The organism is Streptococcus sp. (assembly GCF_030825805.1).
Classification (GTDB): Bacteria; Bacillota; Bacilli; order Lactobacillales; family Streptococcaceae; genus Streptococcus.
The window spans coordinates 1-20751 of sequence record NZ_JAPJPF010000034.1; the positions used below are offsets into that span (position 1 = coordinate 1).

19 protein-coding genes and 1 tRNA gene are annotated in these 20751 nt (G+C 43.6%); all 20 read right to left on the minus strand.

Going from position 1 to position 20751, the window contains the following annotated elements; translation table 11 throughout:
* On the minus strand, nucleotides 1-1003 hold a 1003-nt coding region (gene lacG, locus RCH62_RS06240), incomplete at its 3' end, for a 6-phospho-beta-galactosidase (protein WP_306474853.1).
* 213 nt (nucleotides 1004-1216) lie between these two features.
* Nucleotides 1217-2917 carry a lactose-specific PTS transporter subunit EIIC gene (locus RCH62_RS06245; protein WP_048788780.1) on the minus strand — a complete coding sequence of 567 codons (1701 nt, stop codon included), beginning with the start codon at nucleotides 2915-2917 and terminating at the stop codon, nucleotides 1217-1219.
* A complete protein-coding gene (locus tag RCH62_RS06250; RefSeq protein WP_048691571.1) occupies nucleotides 2917-3234 on the minus strand; it encodes a PTS lactose/cellobiose transporter subunit IIA in 318 nt (105 codons plus the stop codon). Before RCH62_RS06250 ends, RCH62_RS06245 begins: the two co-directional genes overlap by 1 nt.
* Nucleotides 3235-3276: 42 nt before the next feature.
* The gene (locus tag RCH62_RS06255) at nucleotides 3277-4110 is read right to left on the minus strand and encodes a transcription antiterminator (protein ID WP_306474854.1); all 834 of its coding nucleotides are present in this window, start codon (nucleotides 4108-4110) and stop codon (nucleotides 3277-3279) included.
* A gap of 291 nt (nucleotides 4111-4401) precedes the next feature.
* Complete coding sequence (lacD, locus tag RCH62_RS06260) at nucleotides 4402-5382, minus strand: tagatose-bisphosphate aldolase (RefSeq protein ID WP_306474855.1); 981 nt, start codon at nucleotides 5380-5382, stop codon at nucleotides 4402-4404.
* A 1-nt stretch (nucleotide 5383) separates the two neighbouring features.
* Entirely contained in the window at nucleotides 5384-6313 is a 930-nt protein-coding gene (locus RCH62_RS06265; RefSeq protein ID WP_306474856.1) for a tagatose-6-phosphate kinase, read from the minus strand.
* Between the two features lie 11 nt (nucleotides 6314-6324).
* Nucleotides 6325-6840 (minus strand): galactose-6-phosphate isomerase subunit LacB, encoded by a 516-nt coding sequence (gene lacB, locus RCH62_RS06270; protein WP_023026585.1) that lies wholly within the window; start codon nucleotides 6838-6840, stop codon nucleotides 6325-6327.
* Nucleotides 6841-6856: 16 nt separating this feature from the next.
* Nucleotides 6857-7282: a galactose-6-phosphate isomerase subunit LacA gene (gene lacA, locus RCH62_RS06275; RefSeq protein WP_006595007.1), complete on the minus strand. Its 426-nt coding sequence runs from the start codon at nucleotides 7280-7282 to the stop codon at nucleotides 6857-6859.
* Nucleotides 7283-7506: 224 nt separating this feature from the next.
* A complete protein-coding gene (locus RCH62_RS06280; protein ID WP_006595008.1) occupies nucleotides 7507-8262 on the minus strand; it encodes a DeoR/GlpR family DNA-binding transcription regulator in 756 nt (251 codons plus the stop codon).
* A 154-nt stretch (nucleotides 8263-8416) separates the two neighbouring features.
* Nucleotides 8417-9298 (minus strand): class II fructose-bisphosphate aldolase, encoded by an 882-nt coding sequence (locus tag RCH62_RS06285; protein WP_306474857.1) that lies wholly within the window; start codon nucleotides 9296-9298, stop codon nucleotides 8417-8419.
* 177 nt (nucleotides 9299-9475) lie between these two features.
* Nucleotides 9476-9561: transfer RNA gene (locus tag RCH62_RS06290), tRNA-Leu, on the minus strand.
* 164 nt (nucleotides 9562-9725) lie between these two features.
* On the minus strand, nucleotides 9726-10421 hold the full coding sequence (locus RCH62_RS06295) for a B3/4 domain-containing protein (RefSeq protein WP_306474858.1): 696 nt from the start codon (nucleotides 10419-10421) through the stop codon (nucleotides 9726-9728).
* A 111-nt stretch (nucleotides 10422-10532) separates the two neighbouring features.
* Nucleotides 10533-11111, minus strand: coding sequence for a DNA-directed RNA polymerase subunit delta (gene rpoE, locus RCH62_RS06300; RefSeq protein ID WP_048691524.1), 579 nt, complete (start codon nucleotides 11109-11111; stop codon nucleotides 10533-10535).
* Nucleotides 11112-11328: 217 nt separating this feature from the next.
* On the minus strand, nucleotides 11329-12612 hold the full coding sequence (gene tig / locus RCH62_RS06305; protein ID WP_048717652.1) for a trigger factor: 1284 nt from the start codon (nucleotides 12610-12612) through the stop codon (nucleotides 11329-11331).
* A 220-nt stretch (nucleotides 12613-12832) separates the two neighbouring features.
* Nucleotides 12833-13396: a TIGR01440 family protein gene (locus RCH62_RS06310; protein WP_306474859.1), complete on the minus strand. Its 564-nt coding sequence runs from the start codon at nucleotides 13394-13396 to the stop codon at nucleotides 12833-12835.
* 3 nt (nucleotides 13397-13399) lie between these two features.
* Nucleotides 13400-13870 (minus strand): ECF transporter S component, encoded by a 471-nt coding sequence (locus tag RCH62_RS06315; protein WP_048789871.1) that lies wholly within the window; start codon nucleotides 13868-13870, stop codon nucleotides 13400-13402.
* Nucleotides 13860-14621, minus strand: coding sequence for a bifunctional hydroxymethylpyrimidine kinase/phosphomethylpyrimidine kinase (locus RCH62_RS06320; protein ID WP_154853835.1), 762 nt, complete (start codon nucleotides 14619-14621; stop codon nucleotides 13860-13862). Before RCH62_RS06320 ends, RCH62_RS06315 begins: the two co-directional genes overlap by 11 nt.
* On the minus strand, nucleotides 14614-15360 hold the full coding sequence (gene truA, locus RCH62_RS06325; protein WP_306474860.1) for a tRNA pseudouridine(38-40) synthase TruA: 747 nt from the start codon (nucleotides 15358-15360) through the stop codon (nucleotides 14614-14616). The genes RCH62_RS06320 and truA overlap by 8 nt, the downstream gene beginning before the upstream one ends.
* 145 nt (nucleotides 15361-15505) lie before the next feature.
* On the minus strand, nucleotides 15506-19072 hold the full coding sequence (locus tag RCH62_RS06330; RefSeq protein WP_306474861.1) for a family 20 glycosylhydrolase: 3567 nt from the start codon (nucleotides 19070-19072) through the stop codon (nucleotides 15506-15508).
* Between the two features lie 480 nt (nucleotides 19073-19552).
* The gene (locus RCH62_RS06335) at nucleotides 19553-20749 is read right to left on the minus strand and encodes an aminopeptidase (RefSeq protein WP_306474862.1); all 1197 of its coding nucleotides are present in this window, start codon (nucleotides 20747-20749) and stop codon (nucleotides 19553-19555) included.
* Between the last annotated feature and the right edge of the window lie 2 nt (nucleotides 20750-20751).

The window sequence follows — 20751 nt, forward strand, 5'->3', positions numbered from 1 at the left end:
CACGACGACCAACACCTTTAATTTGGTACTTAGAGCTTCCTTTTTCCCCTTTACCATTGTGGATGATTTCAGTTTCACCATCAAATGCTTCCATCCAATCACTCATGTAGTAGTTAATTCCAAGGAAGTCATTCAGGTCTTTAGCTGCTTCAAGTGCCACAAAGTCTTCGTCTCGAAGATCCAACTCACCACCATTAACTGAAAGAATGTGGTTTACACCTTCCATGGTTTTATCGGAATAGTGTCCAAGGTAAGTAGCATCCAAGATAAATTTGTTGTGGATGATATCTTCCAATTCAGCCGCCCGAACGTCTGCTGGATTTTCTGGATCCAACGGATACTTAGTTGGAAGAGCGTGCACAACTCCAATTTCACCTTCATACCCTTTGTCTTTATACAATTTCACAGCACGTGCATGAGAAACCATCATATTGTGGTGTGATTGGAAAACTTTGGCAAGGTCATATTGAATACCTGGTGGGAATTTACCGACCAAGTATTGACCATCACCGATTGGGCCGATTTCATTGAAGGTTGTCCAGTAGTTGACTTCTGGGAATTCTTCAAAACAGAAAGCAGCATAATCTACGAAGTGTTCGATATTTTCACGATTCAAGAAGTCTCCGTTTGAGTGAAGAGCTTCAGGAGTATCAAAGTGGTGAAGAGTTACGAATGGTTCTACATGACGTTTATGACATTCTGCAAATAACTTATGATAGAATTCTACCCCTTTTGGATTGACTTCACCATAGCCAGTTGGGAAAATACGTGACCAAGCAATAGAAATACGAATTCCGTTTACGCCATATTCTTCAGCCAACTGTAAGTCTACTGGATATTTATGGTAGAAATCGCTTGCTGGTTCTGCTGTATACCAATAGTTATCAGCTAAGTATTTGTCCCAAGCAACTGGTCCTTTTCCGTCAGTATAGGTAGCTCCTTCTGCTTGATAGGCAGCCGTTGCCCCTCCAAAAATAAAATCTTTAGGAAGTGTTTTTGTCATTTTTTCACCTATTTCTTGATTGGATATAATGAAAAGTGAGGGGAGAGGAGTTAGTGAGCCATCCATCTCCATCTCACTTCTTGTTCCAAGCCACCGAATTGTGACATGAGGAGGTAAAAACGATATATTTTTACCGACGAATTAACAAGTCGATTAGGAAAATCGCCATAGCGATTTCCGTTACGATAGGAGACTGTTTCACAGTCCCTATCGTTAATCGAATTGAGCTTGAACAAAGGCTAGAGCACCTTGTCCATCGCGTGTCAATTTAATGTACTGAGCACCTTCTGTCTTCGCCAATTTGATGCCTAGTTTATCTGTTTCAGCCTTCATATCTTCATAGTTTGAAGCTACTTGAGGGGCAAGGATAACAAGGTCAAATTCTGGCAACATTTCACGGTGAGCACCGTAACCACCTGCAGCAGCCTTCACAGGAACATTGTATTCTGCAGCAGCTTTATTCAAAGCGTTGGCAAGAAGTCCACTAGTTCCGCCACCTGCACAGAGAACCAAAACATTGGTTTCTTCTGTAATTGTATTTTCAGCTGGTGCATCTTCAACACCTGCTTTTTCAAGAATAGCGTCTGCTTTAGCAGTATTGAAGTTTGCAGCAACTTTTTCTTTCAAATCATCATTTGCTTTACCAGAGCGCTCTTCTTCAAGAATTTGCTCATCGTACACCTTCACAAATGGGTAGTAAATAACCACGTCTACTACTACTAGAAGAGCCGCAAGGATGAAGGAGAGAACTTGGAAGTTTGTACCAAGGACAATCCCCAAAGGTCCAGGTGTAACCCATGGAAGGTTAGCCGTGAAGGAGTTCATTCCCAAGGTATCAACAAAGAATTTGAAGATCCAAACGTTGGCAATTGGTGCAAAAATGAATGGAATAAAGAAGATCGGATTCAATACGATAGGTGCACCAAACAAGATTGGTTCGTTTACACCGAAGAATGTAGGAACAACAGAAGCACGTCCAATTGCACGGTTCCGTTCTGATTTACACAACCACATAAAGAGGAATGGAACAATCAAGGTCGCACCAGTACCACCCATGGTAACGATAAACATTTGAGTACCAGATGTGATGACTTTATCTGCATGTTGGCCAGCTTGAGATAGGGCCAAGTTGGCATCGATATTTGCGTAAGTGATCGCTGCAATCGCAGGCTCTACGATAGAAGGGCCGTGTATTCCCACAAACCAGAAGAAAGCATACGCACCAAAAATAAGCGTGATTCCAAGATAGCCATCTGCTGCTGAGAAGAGAGGCGCAAGGAGGGTACCAATAGATTCAGCTACTGTTACACCCAGACTTCCCTTCACAATCAATTCAAGTCCATAAAGGAGAACAACAGATACAGTGAATGGGATCAAGTCTTTAAATACTTGAGAGATATTTGGTGGAACTTCGTCTGGCATGCGAATAGTCACATTATTTTTCACGCAGACCTTATAAACATTAACAGTGACAAAGGCTGCGATAAAGGCTGTCAAAAGACCTTTTGTTCCCATAAAGGCAGTCAGAAAACCTCCTTCTTTCGCTGGTTCAGCTGCCATTAAAAGGAATCCAACCATAGAAGCCAACATGGTTGACAAGAAGTTGATCTGGTTTGTTGCAGGTAGGTCACGGTTGACAGAATCTGTCAGAGCTTTGGCTGTAGTTCCACCTACGAAGAAAGCCAGAATTCCCATCGAATAGCTATAAGGTGTCATCAAGAAGTTTTCAATTTCTTTTGACCAATGGAAGCCCCATGCATTTGGAACATAGGCAATCAAGATAAAGATAGATGAGAATAAGATGACTGGCATCCCTGCGATAAACCCATCACGGATGGCACGCAAATATTTATTGCGAGAAATCTTCTCGAAGAAAGGTTTTCCTTTCTCAATCAATTCAATTAATTTATGCATTATTTTGCTCCTCTTTTGTATAGTTCAATGAGATGATGAATCACATCTTTTAATAGGATTGTTGTCATTAAGTGGTCCTGCCCATGCATCATGGTAATGCTGTAGGGGAGGTCTTCTCCTGCTGCTTCTTGCGCTAGCATAGTTGTTTGAGATTTGTGAGCCTCTGCGATACAGCTTCCTGCTTCTTCTACCAAGCTTTCCGCTTGAGCGAAGTCACCCTTCTCAGCCGCCTTGAGGGCCTCCAAGAGTTTAGAACGAGCATCCCCTGCATACGCAACGATCTCAAAACCTAATAGTGTCATTTCTTCTTTGGTCATGACCAATTCCTCCAATTTGAATTTCTTAATTTTTAAAAGTTGTTACAATAAGCGTTGAATGTGCAAGACCAGATAGACTCGTTCACTCTTGTACAAGTCAACCCCGGTCTCCCTAGAAATCACATCATAAATCTTGGAACCAATCTCAAAGGCTTTGGGATAGGAGCTTTTGATATGTTCCTCCATATCTAGAAGCGATTGATTATCATCCCGATTGCGATCCAGGTAATCCAAGAAGTAGTTAAGATGAATCATGAAACGATCATAAAAGTTGTTGTTGGTCTCGGTTCGTTTGATTGAATAACTATCCAAAACCTCTTCCACACCTTTTAAGATTTCTTTGCGCTGGTCCATGGAATCCACGACCTCCGCTCCATTTTCACCTTCTGCGTTGATGAAATGATAGGCGATACGAGTGACCTCATCTTCAGGGAAGCTAGTTGTGAGCTTCTCCCGATAGATGTCTACTGCCTCTTTGGCAATCTCAAAAGCCACTGGATAGTTCTCTGAGATATCCAAAAGATTACTTTCCTTATACCTGCCTTGGGTCACTGCCTGGTAAGAGCAAAACATGTGGTCGGTCAAGGTCACATAGATATATTCTTGAACGGGGTAGTGATACTTTTTGCTCAAGTAATCGATCATCTCGTAGGTCACTGTGATGAAGTCTAATGGAACATTTTTTAACAGGGTCATAAAGTTCTCTCGGGATTCCTCTGTTTTCATCCGAAAGAGCTTTTCTACCTTTTCTTTAGGGACTAGGTCACCCTTCTTTTTCCCAAAAACGATTCCTTTTCCAATGACAATCAGTTCTTCCCCTTTGTCATTCCTCACCAGAGCAACATTGTGATTAAGTGGATTTAAAATCCGATACATGGTACTCTCCTTGCTAGTTTATTCAAGGTTTGAGGTATAAAAAATGATCACAAATGAGATTAGAGAGAGTCTTCCCTAATTCATCTGTGATCATGCGTAATCTAACTTACTAACACTCACCTTGTATTCAATTATGGATTAAGTATAGCACACGCTTTTGTTTTTGTAAACCCTTTCTTAACAACTTTTTAACTTTTTTGTTTTTTTCTAACAAATAGCTGTTTATCGTTGTATTCTCTGGGCTCTTCAAGGAAATTCGAACGACCATCGTTAAAGGAGTGGTCTACACTGTTAAATACGCTCTTTCCAAGAAGTTGCGACTTGGTCTAAGACTTGGTTGAGCTCTTCAATGTTGCGACGACCTTCGGTACGGAGCCATTCACGAGCTGCCTCTTCCCCATTCTTGATGTAGGCTTCTACAGATCCAGCCCAAGTTGCACGGCCACAAAGGACCCCGTTAAAGTTCGCGCCTGCTTCATGGGCAAAGACTAAGGTTTCTTGGAAGAGTTTGGCAGAAACACCTGCACTCAAGTAGATGTATGGAAGCTTGGTTGCTTCTTCTTGTTCTTTAAAGAAGGCAGCAGCTTCTTCACGGCTATGAACAATTTCTCCATCGCCAAAGCCTTCAACGTATTTGACATTAACTGGCACTTCTACCTTCAAGACATCAATGTTGAAGCGTGGGTCTGAGAAGACTTTCATAGCTTCGATGACCTTACGAGGTTTTACTTTCGCATATTCTACAGAACCTGCATCCGCGATTTTTTCATCATAGGCCAAGATTTCAAGGAAGAATGGAATTTCTTCTGCTGCACATTCTGAACCGATGCGTTCAATGTAGGCCTGTTTTTCTTGGTTAAGTTCATCTGCACTATCCACATCATAATAGAGCAAGAATTTCACTGCATCTGCACCCTGTTCTTTGATGCGTTTAGCTGACCAAAGGTTGAGGCAGTCTGGCAGACGTTTAGTGCTAGAAGTGTCGTAGCCTGTTTTTTCATAAGCCAACAAGAGACCTGCTTCTGCATCCAAGACCTTAGTCGCTGGAAGTCCATACTCAGGATCCAAGAGCATAGAAGATGCGAATGGTGTCAATTCTTCAGCTACTAGGACCTTCAATTCTTCCATTTGCGCCACGGTTGGTTCTGTGTCTTGGTACTGAGCCATAAGGCGTTTCAAGGCACCACGTTGGTCAAAGGCCAAGGCTGAGATCACACCCTCTTTGGTGCTCAATTTTTCTAAAAAGTTGCGTTTTTGTTCTGTTAATACCATCTTATACCTCTTTTACAATTATATTCTGATACAAATCATCGTAGTGGGCCATATTGACATGCCCTGTCATCTTTTCTTGGGCATTTAGCATCCCTAGGACCATAGCATGGGTCAAGAGAGCCACGTCATCTTTTCCGCTACTGAGGGCAGCAGAAATCCCAGCCACAGTTGAATCTCCAGATCCCACTGGATTGACCACTTCAATTTTTGGAATATCGACCTTATAGAAGCTGTCTCCGTGTTTGGCAAAGGCACCATCTCCACCTAAGGAGACGATAATCCATTCGATTCCTTCAAACAGTGGGTCTTTCAATACTTCTTTTAAGTCCTCAAAATCAGCTGAAACATCCCGTCCTAAGAGTTGAGATAATTCTTCGCGATTGGGTTTAATCACCGTTGGTTTTACAGGTGCTGCTAGAGCTTTTTCCAGGGAAGCACCTGAACAATCAAGAACGACTGGTTTTCCTGCCTTCTTAGCGCGCTCGACTAATTTCACATAATAATCAACTGGTAAACCAGCTGGTAAACTACCTGAGATAGCAACGACTGCTACATCTGGAAGCAAGGCTTCATAGTGATCAAGAAAGGCTTGCCCTTCTTCTTCAGAAACAGACGGACCTTTTTCCAGGATTTCAGTTTGTTGTCCTTCGTGAAGGATCGCAATACAATTCCGGGTCTCCCCTTGAATTTCAAAGAATTCTTTGCCGATTTCCTGATCCAGATGGTCCAAGATAAATTGGCCTGTTGAACCACCAATCAGACCAGTTGCCGAGACAGGATCTCCAATCTCTGCAAGGACCCGTGTGACATTGAGACCCTTCCCTCCTGCGGTTTTGCTTACCTTGTCAACTCGATTGACCGTATCCAAGTGTAAGGTTTCTAATGGATAGGAAATGTCGATTGAAGGGTTCATGGTTACCGTTAAAATCATAGACTCACCTCTTAGTCGTGGTATTCCCCACGGTCCCATTTTTCAAGGAATTCTGTGAAGAAGTCTGCATCCTCTTGGTGATCATTATGCGTTTCCAAATGTTGAATCTTGGCAATCAATTTCTTGTTTTCTTCACTTGGTTTGTATTCTGCATGAATGAAAGCTTCAATGATATCACACATGAGCAATTCACCGGTTACTTTCCCACCAAAACCAATGACATTAGCATTGAGTTCTTCTTTTGCATAAAGAGCCGTTGTCATGTCGCGTACCAAGGCTGAACGAATTCCAGGAACCTTGTTAACAGCGTTGTTAATTCCAACACCAGTACCACAGATACATACTCCAAGATCAGCTTGACCACTAGCTACTGCTTCTCCGACTTTTTTCCCAAAAATTGGGTAGTGGGTACGCGCGTGGTCATAGGTTCCGAAGTCAAGGACTTCATAACCTTTTGATTTCAAAAATTCAGAAACAGCCATTTTTTCATTTGTGACAATATGGTCACATCCAATTGCAATTTTCATTCCTTTACTCCTCCCCTTAGCACATCTTGTTGAGCATATCGACACGGATTTGGTGGCGACCGCCGTCATACTTACCGTTTACAAAACCTTTGGCGATATTTTTGGCCAATTGGTCACCCACGATTTGAGCACCCATGGTGATCATGCGAGAATTGTTGTGGCCACGAGTCATGTAGGCAGAACGCTCATCTGAAACTTCTGCCGCAACCATTCCTTTAATTTTAGTAGCGACCATGAATGGGCCAGCTCCATAAGCATCAATAACAATACCAAGATTGTCTTCTGCTTGTTTGACTTCTTTTGCAACAGCCAAGGTCACATCCACAAAGTCTTGCCCTTCTTCTGTCACATCCACCACTTGGAAACCTTCTGCTTCCAAATATTCTTTGACTACTTCTTTTAAGCGGATACCTGCTGCATCCGCACCAACTACAATTGCCATATGCTTCTCCTTTTTGCATTTCCGTCAACAAAGAAAGTTCTCCTCTTTCTTCATTCGACTTCGTTTTGTTATTCACAAACACAGTATAGCGCTAATTTTGTTTGTTGTCAACTGTTTTTTTGTTTATTTTTTTCATTTTTCTTTATTTTTTATTATTTTTTAGCCCTAAATTGTTTGTAATAAACAAAAAAAGAGAGAATCGCTCTCTCTTTTCAGTTTATTATTTATACAATCACACGTGTATATTCCTCTAATTCTTCATGTGCTTTCTCAGATGCATCGTCCGTTATCACCGCAGTTACTTTTTTCAAGGAACAGATAGAGGTAAAGTCTTCCTTGCCAATCTTGGAGGAGTCAATCAGTAGATAGGCTTCGGAAGAACGTTCTAAGGCTAACTTTTGCGTATAGGCTTCTTCAAAAGAAGAGGTCAGAACCCGTCCATCCACAATGCCATTCCCACTAAAAAACATCTTGTGGAAGTACATTCTTTCCATGAGAGTGTTCGTTATCTCGCCGACAAAAGCTTGACTGGTTTCTCGGAGTTCTCCTCCCAAGAGGATTACCTTAAAGGTATCACTTTTTTTCTTTAACAATTCTTGAAAAATCGGTAGACAATTTGTCACCACGCGCAGTTCCTTATTATTAATGGCTTCAGAAAGAACTTCAACAGAGGTCCCCGGTCCAAGGAAAATACTCTCGCCTTCTTTTATCAGTTCGCTAGCTTTCTTCGCTACTTCACGCTTAGCTAGAATATTCTTTAGCAACTTCTCTTCATGGGGCAGTTCCCGTGATGGGAGGAATTGGTTACTTTTGGCTCCATTTCGAACCCGAATAAGGAGACCTTGCTTTTCCAATTCAATCAAATCCCGACGGACCGTCATATCCGACACCTGCATACTTTCCATGATGTCTTGAACATAAACGGTTCCAGCTTTATTGACCAGATTGATAATCTCATTCAGTCTTTCCTGTTTTTTCATTCCCTACCTACTTACTTCGTTTTTGTTTATTATAACCTTAAACTGTCAGAATCGCAATCATTTTTTGTTTACAATAAACACTTTTCCAAATAAGAGAACCAAAAAAGGCTTATCCTTGCGGATAAACCTCTGGTTAATAACGTTTCAAGCAAGATTAAGCTTTGTTTTCGCTACCAAATACGTCGATACGTTCTTCAACTGAAGCTGTGATTGCTTCGAATCCTGGTTTCAAGAATTTACGTGGGTCGAAGAGTTTCTTCTTGTCGTATTCTGCTTCGTTTGCATCGTATTCACATACGAATTGACGAGTTGCGTTAGCGAATGCGATTTGGCACTCAGTGTTAACGTTAACTTTCGCAACACCAAGTTTGATAGCTGCTTGGATTTGCTCATCAGGGATACCTGAACCACCGTGCAATACGATTGGGAATCCTGGAAGAGCTTCTGTCAATTTCTTCAAGTGGTCAAGGTCAAGACCTTCCCAGTTTGCTGGGTATGGACCGTGGATGTTACCAATACCTGCTGCCAAGAAGTCGATTCCTGTAGCAACCATTGCTTTAGCATCTTCGATTGGTGCCAATTCACCTTTACCAACGATACCGTCTTCTTCACCACCGATTGTACCAACTTCAGCCTCAACTGAGATACCTTTAGCGTGAGCTTTTTCTACAACTTCTTTCGCCAATTTAAGGTTTTCTTCAACTGGAAGGTGTGATCCGTCGAACATGATTGAAGTGTAACCAACTTCGATACACTCAAGAGCATCTTCGTAGTGACCATGGTCAAGGTGGATTGCAACTGGTACAGTGATACCCATTGCTTCAACAAGGTTAGCGATCATGTTGCGAGCTACTTTGTAACCACCCATGTATTTAGCAGCACCCATAGAAGTTTGGATCAAAACTGGAGCTTTTTTAGCTTCTGCTGCACGCAAGATAGCTTGAGTCCACTCAAGGTTGTTTGTGTTAAATCCACCAACTGCGTAACCATTGTCACGAGCTGCTTGGACAAATTTTTCTGCTGAAACGATTGCCATTAGTTGTAGGCCTCCTCTTATTTTTTGTGGTTAAACCACTTACATTGTTTATTTTATCACTTTTTCATTGAAAATGCTAGCTTTTCCTGAACCTTTAAAGCGTTTTCTTCTCTTTCAAGCATTCTTTCTGCTAAATGAACAAGAAAAAAGACAGCCGAAGCTGTCTTGGTTATCTGATGCGGAGAGAGGGACTTGAACCCTCACGACCTAAAGCGGTCACAGGATCCTTAGTCCTGCGCGTCTGCCAATTCCGCCATCCCCGCGATTGAGTACCTTACTAGTATATCAATCTTCTACTTTCTTGTCAAGATTTTTTTCAAACTTTTTTCAAAGTTTGCAGATTTTCCCAAATCAGGAAAAGCCTTAGCAGCTTCACTTGTTTCTCCTGTTCAAATGAGGACACATCCCTATCACAGGAGGACTTCCTTTAAGGGACTGGAATTGTCTCACTGGGGGTAACCAGATATTTTTCAAATTCTAAATCAGGCATGCAAGAGGCCAAATCTTCCCTGATCCGATCGAGTGCTTCCAAGCGCATCTCTACAGAGGTCGCTCGATTCCCCTGGATGATAAAGAGGGCATTGCGGGTAGTTTCCTCCATCTTATAGCGCTCACCATCTCTCACATCTAGCCAGGCCATAATACCCTCTTGATCTCGGTAGACCGGATCGGTTTCACTAACATGCTTTTCTGTTGATAAGATGGGCAAAAAGGTATCCTCTCTTTGACTAATCGTAAACTCGATTGGTCCCTGTATCTTATCCAAATCATGCCCTCCGATGGCTAGAAAGGAACGAAGACATTCAACATTATAAATATCAATTACACTATTGATCGTCGGAAGGAAGCCTCGACTTTGGATATTCTTAATCAAAGCAAGAATTGTCGGCGGGTTCTTCTTGACACTACGCCCCACTTCCTTCAACAATTCCATATAGCCTTGTACAACTGCCTCCTCTTTCACCGAGCTGAGATCACAATTTAAGGCCCAGGCTTCCATCTCCTTCTTTTTATCTAGAAAAGTTGCAGACAAGGGAGCTTGCGGATCCACCTGTTTGGCCACTCCTATTACAACTGTCTCAATCCCCAAATCCACCAAACTTTGATCAAGTATCCAGTCCATATCCCCTTCCTCCTTCTGCGCTACGTCAGGCTTACACTCTTATTATACTCCTCCTTGAAGCCTCCTTCAAGCAAAAAAAAAAACAAGGAACGAATTCCTTGTTTTTTTTGATTATTCTTCTTCTTCGTAAGACTCTTCTTCGTCTTCTTCGTCACTTAACTCAACTTCTTCATCCAACTCATCTGGTGAGATTTCATTGATTTCAGCGTCATAGGCTTCCACTTCATCCTTCTCATCTTCTGGGTTTTCATCATCGTAAGTAAGCGCTGGATCTGCTTCGTAGACATCTTCGTCTTCTGGATCATCCGCATTGTAATCAATCGCGTCTTCGTCGCCATCCATAAAGGCATTGACGCGTTTTTTCTTACGTTTCTTAGGCTCTTCGTCTTCATCTGTTTCTTCAAGAGCGATGATTTCTTCATCTACCTCATCGATCGCATACCATGAGCGAAGTCCCCATTTGTTGTCTCCTAGTGGGATAAAGCTTCCGTCCACATTTAATTCTGTATAGAACAAGGGAAGAGCTTCACGAATTTCACTGTTTGATTTTTCGAGGTAGTTTTGAATTTCATTGACCAGGTCATTGAAATACATTTCATGATCACGGCCACGTGACTCTAAGATCGCACGGGCTACTTCAATCATTGAAAGTTCACTTTTTTCTTGTCCAGCAAATACTTCTAATTCCAAGGTAGATCTCCTTCATTTTTATCTCAAGGCAACACTCTTTTCATTAAAAAAGAGGATACCCCTAGAATACATCATTTATCGTTACACTCTATTGTACGATAATTTTCCCCTTTCGTCAAAGGAAAATTCCGCGCCAATAAGAAGAGAAAAGCCGGGACACATGGCCTCAGCTTTTCTTCTTATAACTTGTTTCCATCAAGATGGAAGATCGTCTTTTTTATTTTACTTTTGCAGTGCTTGTGATCACTTCAACAGCTTTCTTCACAGCAATATCGTGTTTCAACATTTCTGGTGAAAGCAAGCTACGAACTTGTTCAACTGGCATGTTGTAGTCTGCTGCCAATTGTTCGATTTCTGCAGTTACTTCTTCGTCAGTTGCTTCGAAGCCTTCTGCTTTAGCAACCGCTTCTACGACAAGGTTTGTCTTAGTACGTGCTGCTGCATCTGCTTCATATTGTTTGTGAAGATCTTCTTGAGTTGTACCAGTGATTTGGAAATACATGTCTGGAGAGATTCCTTGACGTTGCATGTTTCCTAGGAATTCATTGACAGCACGGTGTACTTCTTCGTGGATCATTTCTTCTGGAAGGTCAACGATTTCTGCATTTTCTACTGCAAGGTCAATCGCTGCTGACTCAACTGCGTCTTTGTAAGCTTCTTCTTTCGCTTCAGCCAACTCTTTGCGATATTTTTCTTTCAATTCAGCAAGAGTTTCAACTTCTTCATCGATGTCTTTTGCCAATTCATCGTCAAGAGCTGGTACTTCTTTTGCTTTTACCTCGTGGATGGTTGTCACGAATTTTGCTTCTTTACCTGCAAGGTCAGTTGCTTGGTAGTTTTCTGGGAAAGTTACGATGACATCAACTGTTTCACCAGCTGAGTGTCCAACCAATTGGTCTTCGAAACCTGGGATGAATTGACCTGAACCAAGTCCAAGTGAGAAGTTATCTCCTTTTCCTCCGTCAAACTCAACACCGTCAACAGAACCTACAAAGTCGATCACAACAGTATCACCTTCAGCTGCTGGTCCTTCTTTGATTACCAATTCAGCCAAGTTGTTGCGTTCGCGTTCGATACGTGCATCTACATCTTCATCTGTTACTTCTTTAGAAACTTCTACAGATACTTCAAGGTCTTTGTAAGCACCCAATTTTACTTCTGGTTTTGTAACAACATTTGCTGTCAATGTCCAATCTTGACCTTTTTCCATTGATACAACGTCAAAAGTTGGTTGAGCAACCACTTCAAGACCTGCTTCTTTTACTGCTGCTTCATAAGCTGCTGGAAGAAGATCGTTCAAAGCATCTTGATAAAGTGATTCTTCACCAAAACGTTGGTTGAAGATCGGACGTGGAAGGTGACCTTTACGGAATCCTGGTACGTTCAAGTTTTTCTTAACAGACTCAAACACGCGGTCTAAAGCTGGTTTAATTTGGTCTTGACTGATGGTAAAAGTCAATACTCCGCGGTTTGTTTCTTTGTTTTCAAATGATACAGACATTCTGTCTCTCCTTAAAATAATATAGTCATTCCTAATAATTTTACCATAAAACTTCGAAAATGCAAGTTTTTGGGCATCTTGGTTTTGTGGAAACTGCTTCTTTTTAGAGGAATTTTATAGTGGTTTCTAAAGACCAAAAGATTTAAAATTTCTTTCCTATCTCAAAAATTGTCCCGGAATAAAAAAAAACTAGTCCGTGCCTGAACTAGTTTCCTTCCTATTAGGACTTCCGAAGCGGGTCTTCCTGGTAAGTAGCACGCGCCCCACCGATCAACTTTGGACGACTGGCTAGAGCCGTCACATGAGCGCCACCCAGTTCTTTCAAGATAGGGCGAACGGGTACTTGCACATGCTTGACATGCATCCCGATAGAAGTATCCCCAATGTCCAAACCAGCCTGAGCTGTGATGTATTCCACTTCAACAGGGTCTTTCATATAACCGAAGGCTGCCAACTGTCCGGCACCCCCCGCATGGAGGCTCGGTAGCACATTGACGATTTCTAAGTCTTTCTTCTCTGCTAGTTCACGTTCGACCACCAGAGCGCGGTTAAGATGCTCACATCCTTGGACAGCTAAGTAAATCCCTTTGGGAATTAGGGTATCCAGGATGGTTTTTACAATGGCTTGCCCAATCTCCAGGCTTGAGTTCTTCCCGATACTTGCGCCAGCGACTTCACTGGTGGACAGGCCTAATACGAGGATTTGTCCCTGATGCAGATTGGCCTTGGATAATAGATCCAGCAAGATCTCTTGGGTTTCTCTTTTTAATTGCTCTAACTCCATCTTCTAATTTCCCTTCTTTGGTAAGAAATGATACAGAGCATATCCCAGAGCCATCCCAACGAAGTTTTGAACCAGATTATGAGGAACCTCTTCAATGGCCGCTACCCAGGTATTTCCTAAAAAGAGTGCTGAAGCTAGGGCATAACCACCTACCATGATAACCGTTCCTAGAAGCAGACCGATGTAACGGGCTTTTCCTTTAAAGCCAGCAAAATAGCCTTGAGCTCCGTGAAACAAGAGACTAAAGAACATCCATTGAGGATAGCCAGAGAGGAGGTCCAAGAGAAAGGCACCAAGACCACCGACCACTGCTCCTTCTTTGCGTCCCAGATAAAAGGCAGTAAAGTAGACACCTAGATCCAGCAAGGTCACCATCCCGGTAGGAGTTGGCAACTTAGTATAATAGCCTAGTACAACTGTCAAGGCGGTTAAAATGGCTAAATGCGCGATTACTTGGGTCCGTTTATTGGTCATATTGAACTACTCCATATTGATCTGATTTTTGAATGGCTTGGTAGACAAAGTCTTTAGAGGCTTTGACAGCTTCTAAGGTTGCCTTCCCTTGGACTAACTGGCTTGCTATGCTAGAGGCAAAGGTACAACCAGCTCCTGTATTATTCTTTTCTAAAACGTCTTCTTCGAAGATGGTAAAGGCTTGGCCGTCATAAAAAACATCGATGGCTTTTTCCTTGTTGAGGCGATTGCCCCCTTTGACCACGACAGTCGCTGCTCCCAATTCATGGAGCTTACGAGCAGCCTCTTTCATATCATCGAGCGATTGAATCTTACTTTGAGTCAAGATCTCAGCTTCTGGTAAGTTTGGCGTGATGATGGTCACATAAGGGAAGAACTTGATCAATTCGTCTCGAAGGGCTGATACTTCCACGTCATGGGTTTCCTTGCAGACCAAGACAGGGTCTAGTACCACAGGAATCTCCGCATGGGCTTTGACATAGTCCAAGGCTAAGTCTGCCACTTGGACATTTGGCAAGAGGCCGAGTTTAATAGCAGAGAAAGGAACATCCTTGAGAGAGTTGAGCTGTTGAGCAAAGGTCGTCGGATCCACCGGAATCACTTCAAAACCGTGCTCCGTCATAGCGGTCAAACAAGTCACTGCTACAAAGCCATGCTGTTTGTTGGTTGTATAGGTGGCCAGGTCAGCGTGAAGACCTCCCCCACTAAAAATATCATTTCCTGAAATAGCTAGAATCAATTCATTACTCATACCGAATCTCCTTTAAATATAAGCCATTTGGCGCTGCTGTAGGACCTGCTAGATTGCGGTCCTTTTTTTCTAAAATCAAGTCAATTTGCTCCACCGGCATTCGTCCATTGCCAATCTTTAGCAAGGTTCCCACCATATTGCGGATTTGCTTGTAGAGAAAGCCATTACCTGAAAAGGTAAAGAGAAGGCGATGATTTGCCGCGTCCTCAACCAAGCGAGCCTCTGTAATCGTGCGAACCTTGTCTTCCACACTGGTACCCGAAGCAGTAAATCCAGTGAAATCATGGGTCCCCTCCAACTTTTGGATGGCTGCTTGCATCTTGGCCACATCCAAGGGGTAGGGATAGTGGGTGGCATAGTGGCGCATCATGGGGTTCTTGGGGCGACCATAATCCACGATGAATTCGTAAGTCTTGCTGTGCTTCTTGTAACGTGAGTGAAAGTCATCTGCTACTTGCTCCACCCGGATGAAATCAATATCCTCTGGGGTCTGGGTATCGAGGGCAAAGCGGAGCTTCTCCTCATCCCGTGGCTGAGGGAGATCAAAATGGATGACCTGCCCAAGGGCATGGACGCCTGCATCCGTCCGGCCCGCGCCATGGATGGTCACGGGATTTCCTTGATTCAGACGCATTAAGGTCTTCTCGATTTCTTCTTGTACACTACGCGCATGCGGTTGGCGTTGGAAACCTGCAAATAGCGTTCCATCGTAAGAAATAGTTGCTTTGTATCGTGTCATGTTTTTATTTTATCAAGTTCATCCAAGCTGAACAAGGCAGAAAAGCCATGACTGTCCGGGTACAGTTTTGAAGTCAAAAAAAGAACCAAGTCTTTCCTTTTCCATCTCTGGAAAATAGAAAAACTTAGTTCAATCGGGGGGCTGATTAGTCTTCTTTCCGTCCTTTGAGACCCATACCTGTTGCACCAAGAACAGCTCCAAGTAAGGCCAAACCTAAGATAGACTCTTGTCCAGTCTCAGGAAGTTGATGGCTAGACGGTGTTTGGTCTTGCACCGGTGCTGGCTTAGCCTCTTCCACTGGTTTTTGTTCTGAAGAGACTGGAGCTGGTTGAGCATTCACAAGTGGCTTCACTTCAGGAGCTACTGGTCTTACTTGATGATGACTTCCTAGATCGACTTGAGGTAAGTCTGGTTGAGGACTTGGACCATCCTGTAAACCTGGAGTCGGAGTGATCACTTCTGCCTCCTTGGTGCCCACTTCCACAATCTCAGAAACAGCTTCTTTCGAAACTTCTGTTCCTACCACTTGGCGGCTCTTATCAAGAGCAGAGACCGCAACAAATTCACGATTCTGGCCTTTGACACCTGCTTGAACCACTTTTCGTTCACCCTTGGCCAAGTCTGGATTCGTACGTTCGACGACTTCAAAATCTAGTTCTTTTTCAACGATTTCCAAGCTTGGTTTGTCTTCTACCAAGGCTCTGACATCATTTTCTGCTTGACTTCCCACTTGGGTGATTGGTTTCAACTGGCTGAGAGCTTGCGTTAGGCTTGTCACTTGCTCATCTACCTTTTCTTGATGGGCACGACTGACAGTCCAGTTCAATGTATCCAAGACTTTTGCAAGAGCTGAACGAGATTCCTCTGTATAGATGGAAAGATCTGTTGGAACACTTGCAAGGGCCGCACGAAGGGGCGTATAGTCAGCTTTGAAATAGTCCTTATTGTGGTTGGCAAATGCTTCCATGACCTGGAAGACTTCTTCTTCCTTGTATTCATTGGCTGGTTCATCTGCCCAGATTCCCAACATACTTCCGGACACTGGTAATTTCACATCAGGGTATTTGGTTGAAGCTAATTGTTCAAATGGAACAGTTTCTGAATGTTGGATAGCTTTATCGAGTGGATAGCTTTGATCTCCCCTGTGCCCCAAAACATAGTACCAGTCACCGTTTGTATTGAGGAATTTGTAGCCCTTATCTGCTAGGTACTGTGGTGATGCGAGGTTATAGCCCCACCATCCTTTAGACCAGTATGAAATCAAGACGTCCTTGTCAAAGGCAACATCATCTTCGTCTCCATAGTAGAAGCCATCGTTAAAGGCCATTGGTTGCAAGCCTTTTTCACGAGCCATAGCTGCGAGACTGTTGGAATAGTCCGCAAACTTACCATAGAGCTCATACCATTTGAGGTAGTACCAGCCTTGGGCATTGGTGGCATCATTGGCGTATTCGTCTGTTCCATAGTTAAAGATCTTAGACTTGCCTTTGAAATAGTCCATGTACTTACCAATTAGGGCCTTGGTGAAGTTGACGGCTTCTTCGTTGGTTAGATCCATGGTTGTCTTGGAAACTGTATCAAAGGTCGCTTGTGGATGTTCGATACCTAGTTTTTCCATCGCTACCAAGATAGCGTCCATATGACCTGGACTATTGACTGCCGGGATCAAGCCAATCCCTTTTGAGCTAGCATAAGCCAGTAACTCATCCATTTCTGCTTGGGTCAAAGCTTGACCATTTGGATCGTCATAGTAGGCCTTGGTACCTTCGAGAAGCGCCTGTTTTACGTCATCGCTGGCATAAGTCTTGCCATTGGCTTCAACCGTCATATCATCGAGTACGAAGCGCATGCCATCATTTCCGACAAGGAGGTGCAAGTCAGAATATCCCAGCTCACTGGCCTTGTCCACGATTCGTTTCAGCTGATCTAGCGAGAAGTATTTGCGTCCTGCGTCAATGGAAATTACCTTGCTCTTGGCTAGTTTTTCAGCAGCTTCCTTGTCTGCCAACTCTTTGGCATAGCTTTCTGTATGGACTAAGGCCTCTTGAGCGGCTTTGAGAGAAGAAATCAGTTCTTTGGCTTCTGCTCGTGTCGTTTCTGCTCCCACTCCTTCTAGTGCCTCTTTCGCTGCTGTAAAGGCTACTAGCGATTCTGGAGTGTAATGGTCCAAATCAGTTGGAGCTTCCGCAAGAGCTTTTTCGACGATTTCAGGGTCTGCTACAAAGTAGTCTGCGTTCTTATCCGCAAAAGCCTGCATGAGCTTGAAGAGAAGCTCTTTTTTGTAGGTTGCAGATGGCGTATCTGCCCAGGCAGCTACCATCCCACCGATAAATGGAACCTTAGCCCCATCATTCTTTTGAACAACATCAATCGCTGACTTGGAAATTCCTTCGAGACCTTGATCGAGATTGTACCAACCTGATCCAGCCTTATCCCGACCGAGAACGTAGTACCAAGCATCATTGGTATTTAAGATTTGATGGCCTAGTTCAGACAAGAATTTTGAAGAAGCCACATCATAGCCGTTCCAACCACCTGTCCAGTAGGATACAATGATATCCTTATCAAAAGTTCCGTAGGAGGTGTCGCCATTGTAGTAGATACCGTCGTTGAAGGCCATTGGTTTCATCTTGTGTTTTTTCACAATAGCCGCTAGATCATTGGCATATTGGATGAATTTTTCGTAGCCTTTATCTGGATAGCCTTCATCTGGCCAATGCTTGCTAGCTTGGAGAACCTGCCAACCATGGGCATCTGTTGCATCATTGGCATATTCGTCCAAACCGATGTTAAAGATGTCTGTCTTGCCACTGAAATAAGCCGCATACTTGTCCACCAAGGCTTTGGTGAAATCTAAGGCTTTTTGGTTGTCTAAATCAACGGTCCGTTCTGACTTTTTCGTGCCAAAGTAATTAAAGTGAGGGTTTTCGATCCCTAATTGCTCCATAGCGGTTAGGATTGCATCCATGTGCCCTGGGCTATTAATTGTTGGAATCACGCCTATATTCTTGGATTTAGCATAAGCCAAAATGTCATCCATTTGAGCCTGCGTCAAGGCTGTTCCATTTGGATCGTCATAGTAGGCTTTGGTTCCTTTTTCAACTGCCTCTTTGACCGCTTGACTTGAGTAGGACGCATCTCCTACTTGCAAGGACATGTCATCAAGGACAAAGCGCAAACCATCATTTCCCACTAAGAGATGCAAATCGGTATAACCTGTCTTGCTGGCTTCATCAATGATTTCCTTTATTTGATCAGGTGAGAAGTACTTGCGACCCGCATCAATAGAGATGACTTTTTTCTTGGCCAATTTTTCTTCTTGCTCTGGATCTTTAGCGGGTGTTTCCGTCGCTGCTGTTACCGGAACCGGTTGAGCTGTCCCATCAGCTTCTGTGACAGAGATCGCTTCTTCACGAATCAAGCGATCAAGATCAGATGCGCGCAATTCTCGATCAGGTAAGGTCGGTTGACTTTGATCAACGATTGGAGCAGGAACAGTTGGTTTTTCTACCACCGGCTGAGCAGCTTCCTCCGTAGCGGAGAGAGGCAAGTCTCCTTCACTTGGCTGCGTCGGAAGAGTCGTTGCGGGCCTTTCTGTAACGCTTGGCGTATCTGCTGCTACGACTTGACCGCTAGCAAAAAAGCCAACCAGTACCGAAGCAACTCCTACAGCATACTTGCGAATAGCATAACGTGGTTGATGTGATTTCATCAGGACCTCCTAAAATTTGTTTTGTGTAAACGCTTACTTCCAGTCTATCTAGAAAGCAGGCCCTCGTCAAGCCTTCTTTGAAAGGTTCTTTAATTAAGAGAAGAAGCTATAAAATTTTATCCCTATATTTCATTAAAACTAGCGGACAAAAAAAGAGCTTGGCTCTTAAAACCAAACTCTTTATTGATGTATTCTAAAAACAAAGGCTCTGAGTACCTGATTTCTATCTCTCGGCGCAGTGGTTGATGGCTCAAAACACTGTTTTGAAGTGGCGGATAGGGATTGCGGAGCAAGACCCTTCCTAATCAACTGTGCGGGGGCAGGACTACGAAATCAAACTCTTCGAGTTACTGATTTCTGTCTCTTGGCGCAGTGGTTGATTGGAACTACTCCTACCTGCGGTACTCGTACTTCCTAATCAACTGTGTGGGGGCAGGACTACGAAATCGAGACTGCGTCTACCGATTTCTGTCCTGCTCCCTATATTGCCCAATCTCCGTTGTGGAAGACTGGGACGCGGGTACCATCTTCTCGGATGCCGTCGATATCCATTTGGTTTGAACCAATCATGAAGTCGACGTGGACGTCTGAGCGGTTGAGGCCAGCTGCTTCGAGTTCTTCTTCTGTAAATTCTGCGCCACCTTCTACACTGGTTGCATAGGCTGCGCCGATGGCCAAGTGGTTAGAGGCATTTTCATCGAAGAGGGTGTTAAAGAAGGTGATGCCTGACTGTGAAATTGGGCTTGGGTCTGGTACGAGGGCACATTCACCTAAGGCACGCGCTCCCTTGTTTTTGAAGACCAAATCTTTCATGACTTGATCGCCTTTTTCAGCTGTGATATCCACAATTTCTCCATTTTCAAAGGTCACTTTGATGCCTTCGATGATGTTCCCATTGTAGCTAAGCGGTTTTGTAGAGGTTACATAACCTTCTGCACGACGGAAGTCAGGAGCTGTGAAGACCTCTTCTGTCGGCATGTTTGGCAGGAAGCCTTCGCCCTGGGCATTTATAGCCCCCGCAGATTCCCAGACGTGGTTCTTCGGCAAGCCAAGAGTCAAATCTGTTCCTGGTGCTGTGTAATGAAGAGCTGAGAATTGTTCCTTATTAAGTGTATCTGCCTTGCTCTTGAGAATAGCTGCATGCTCTTCCCAAGCTTTGACTGGATCTTCTTCGTATACCCGGCAGGTCTTGAAGATCTGATCCCACAGGAGATCCACTGCTTCTTCATCACTAGCCGCATTTGGAAAGACCTTTTTCGCCCACTCTAAACCTGCTGCCGCAGCAACTGTCCAGCTGACCTTGTTAGATTGAGTGGCGATGCGCATTGGTTTCATGGCCATGCCCAAAGCTTTAGCAGAAGCAGAAAGCTTCTCTGCATCGACACCATTTAAGGCACCTGGATCAGATGAACGCACACCTAAGCGACTGGCCTTGTGTTCCAAGAGGTAGTTCATCTCAGCAATCTTGTAGTCAGGCACATTGTCCAAGCGATCCATCGGTGCATGGAGGAATTTTTCACGGGTAGTAAAATCATCTGCCCATTGGATGATCACTTCATGCGCACCTAAAGCATAGGCTTCCTTCACAATCAAGTGGGCCAATTCTCTTTGCTCCACATCGATATTCAAAGCCAAGGTATGGCCAGGTTGCACGTTGATGCCGTTTGCCACCAACAATT

What these genes read in the sequence shown, in the direction of transcription:
- RCH62_RS06245 (WP_048788780.1), bottom strand. Translation starts at nt 2,917, where the DNA reads ATGCATAAATTAATTGAATTGATTGAGAAAGGAAAACCTTTCTTCGAG.
- RCH62_RS06250 (WP_048691571.1), bottom strand. Translation starts at nt 3,234, where the DNA reads ATGACCAAAGAAGAAATGACACTATTAGGTTTTGAGATCGTTGCGTAT.
- RCH62_RS06255 (WP_306474854.1), bottom strand. Translation starts at nt 4,110, where the DNA reads ATGTATCGGATTTTAAATCCACTTAATCACAATGTTGCTCTGGTGAGG.
- lacD (WP_306474855.1), bottom strand. Translation starts at nt 5,382, where the DNA reads ATGGTATTAACAGAACAAAAACGCAACTTTTTAGAAAAATTGAGCACC.
- RCH62_RS06265 (WP_306474856.1), bottom strand. Translation starts at nt 6,313, where the DNA reads ATGATTTTAACGGTAACCATGAACCCTTCAATCGACATTTCCTATCCA.
- lacB (WP_023026585.1), bottom strand. Translation starts at nt 6,840, where the DNA reads ATGAAAATTGCAATTGGATGTGACCATATTGTCACAAATGAAAAAATG.
- lacA (WP_006595007.1), bottom strand. Translation starts at nt 7,282, where the DNA reads ATGGCAATTGTAGTTGGTGCGGATGCAGCAGGTATCCGCTTAAAAGAA.
- RCH62_RS06280 (WP_006595008.1), bottom strand. Translation starts at nt 8,262, where the DNA reads ATGAAAAAACAGGAAAGACTGAATGAGATTATCAATCTGGTCAATAAA.
- RCH62_RS06285 (WP_306474857.1), bottom strand. Translation starts at nt 9,298, where the DNA reads ATGGCAATCGTTTCAGCAGAAAAATTTGTCCAAGCAGCTCGTGACAAT.
- RCH62_RS06295 (WP_306474858.1), bottom strand. Translation starts at nt 10,421, where the DNA reads ATGGACTGGATACTTGATCAAAGTTTGGTGGATTTGGGGATTGAGACA.
- tig (WP_048717652.1), bottom strand. Translation starts at nt 12,612, where the DNA reads ATGTCTGTATCATTTGAAAACAAAGAAACAAACCGCGGAGTATTGACT.
- RCH62_RS06310 (WP_306474859.1), bottom strand. Translation starts at nt 13,396, where the DNA reads ATGGAGTTAGAGCAATTAAAAAGAGAAACCCAAGAGATCTTGCTGGAT.
- RCH62_RS06315 (WP_048789871.1), bottom strand. Translation starts at nt 13,870, where the DNA reads ATGACCAATAAACGGACCCAAGTAATCGCGCATTTAGCCATTTTAACC.
- RCH62_RS06320 (WP_154853835.1), bottom strand. Translation starts at nt 14,621, where the DNA reads ATGAGTAATGAATTGATTCTAGCTATTTCAGGAAATGATATTTTTAGT.
- truA (WP_306474860.1), bottom strand. Translation starts at nt 15,360, where the DNA reads ATGACACGATACAAAGCAACTATTTCTTACGATGGAACGCTATTTGCA.
- RCH62_RS06330 (WP_306474861.1), bottom strand. Translation starts at nt 19,072, where the DNA reads ATGAAATCACATCAACCACGTTATGCTATTCGCAAGTATGCTGTAGGA.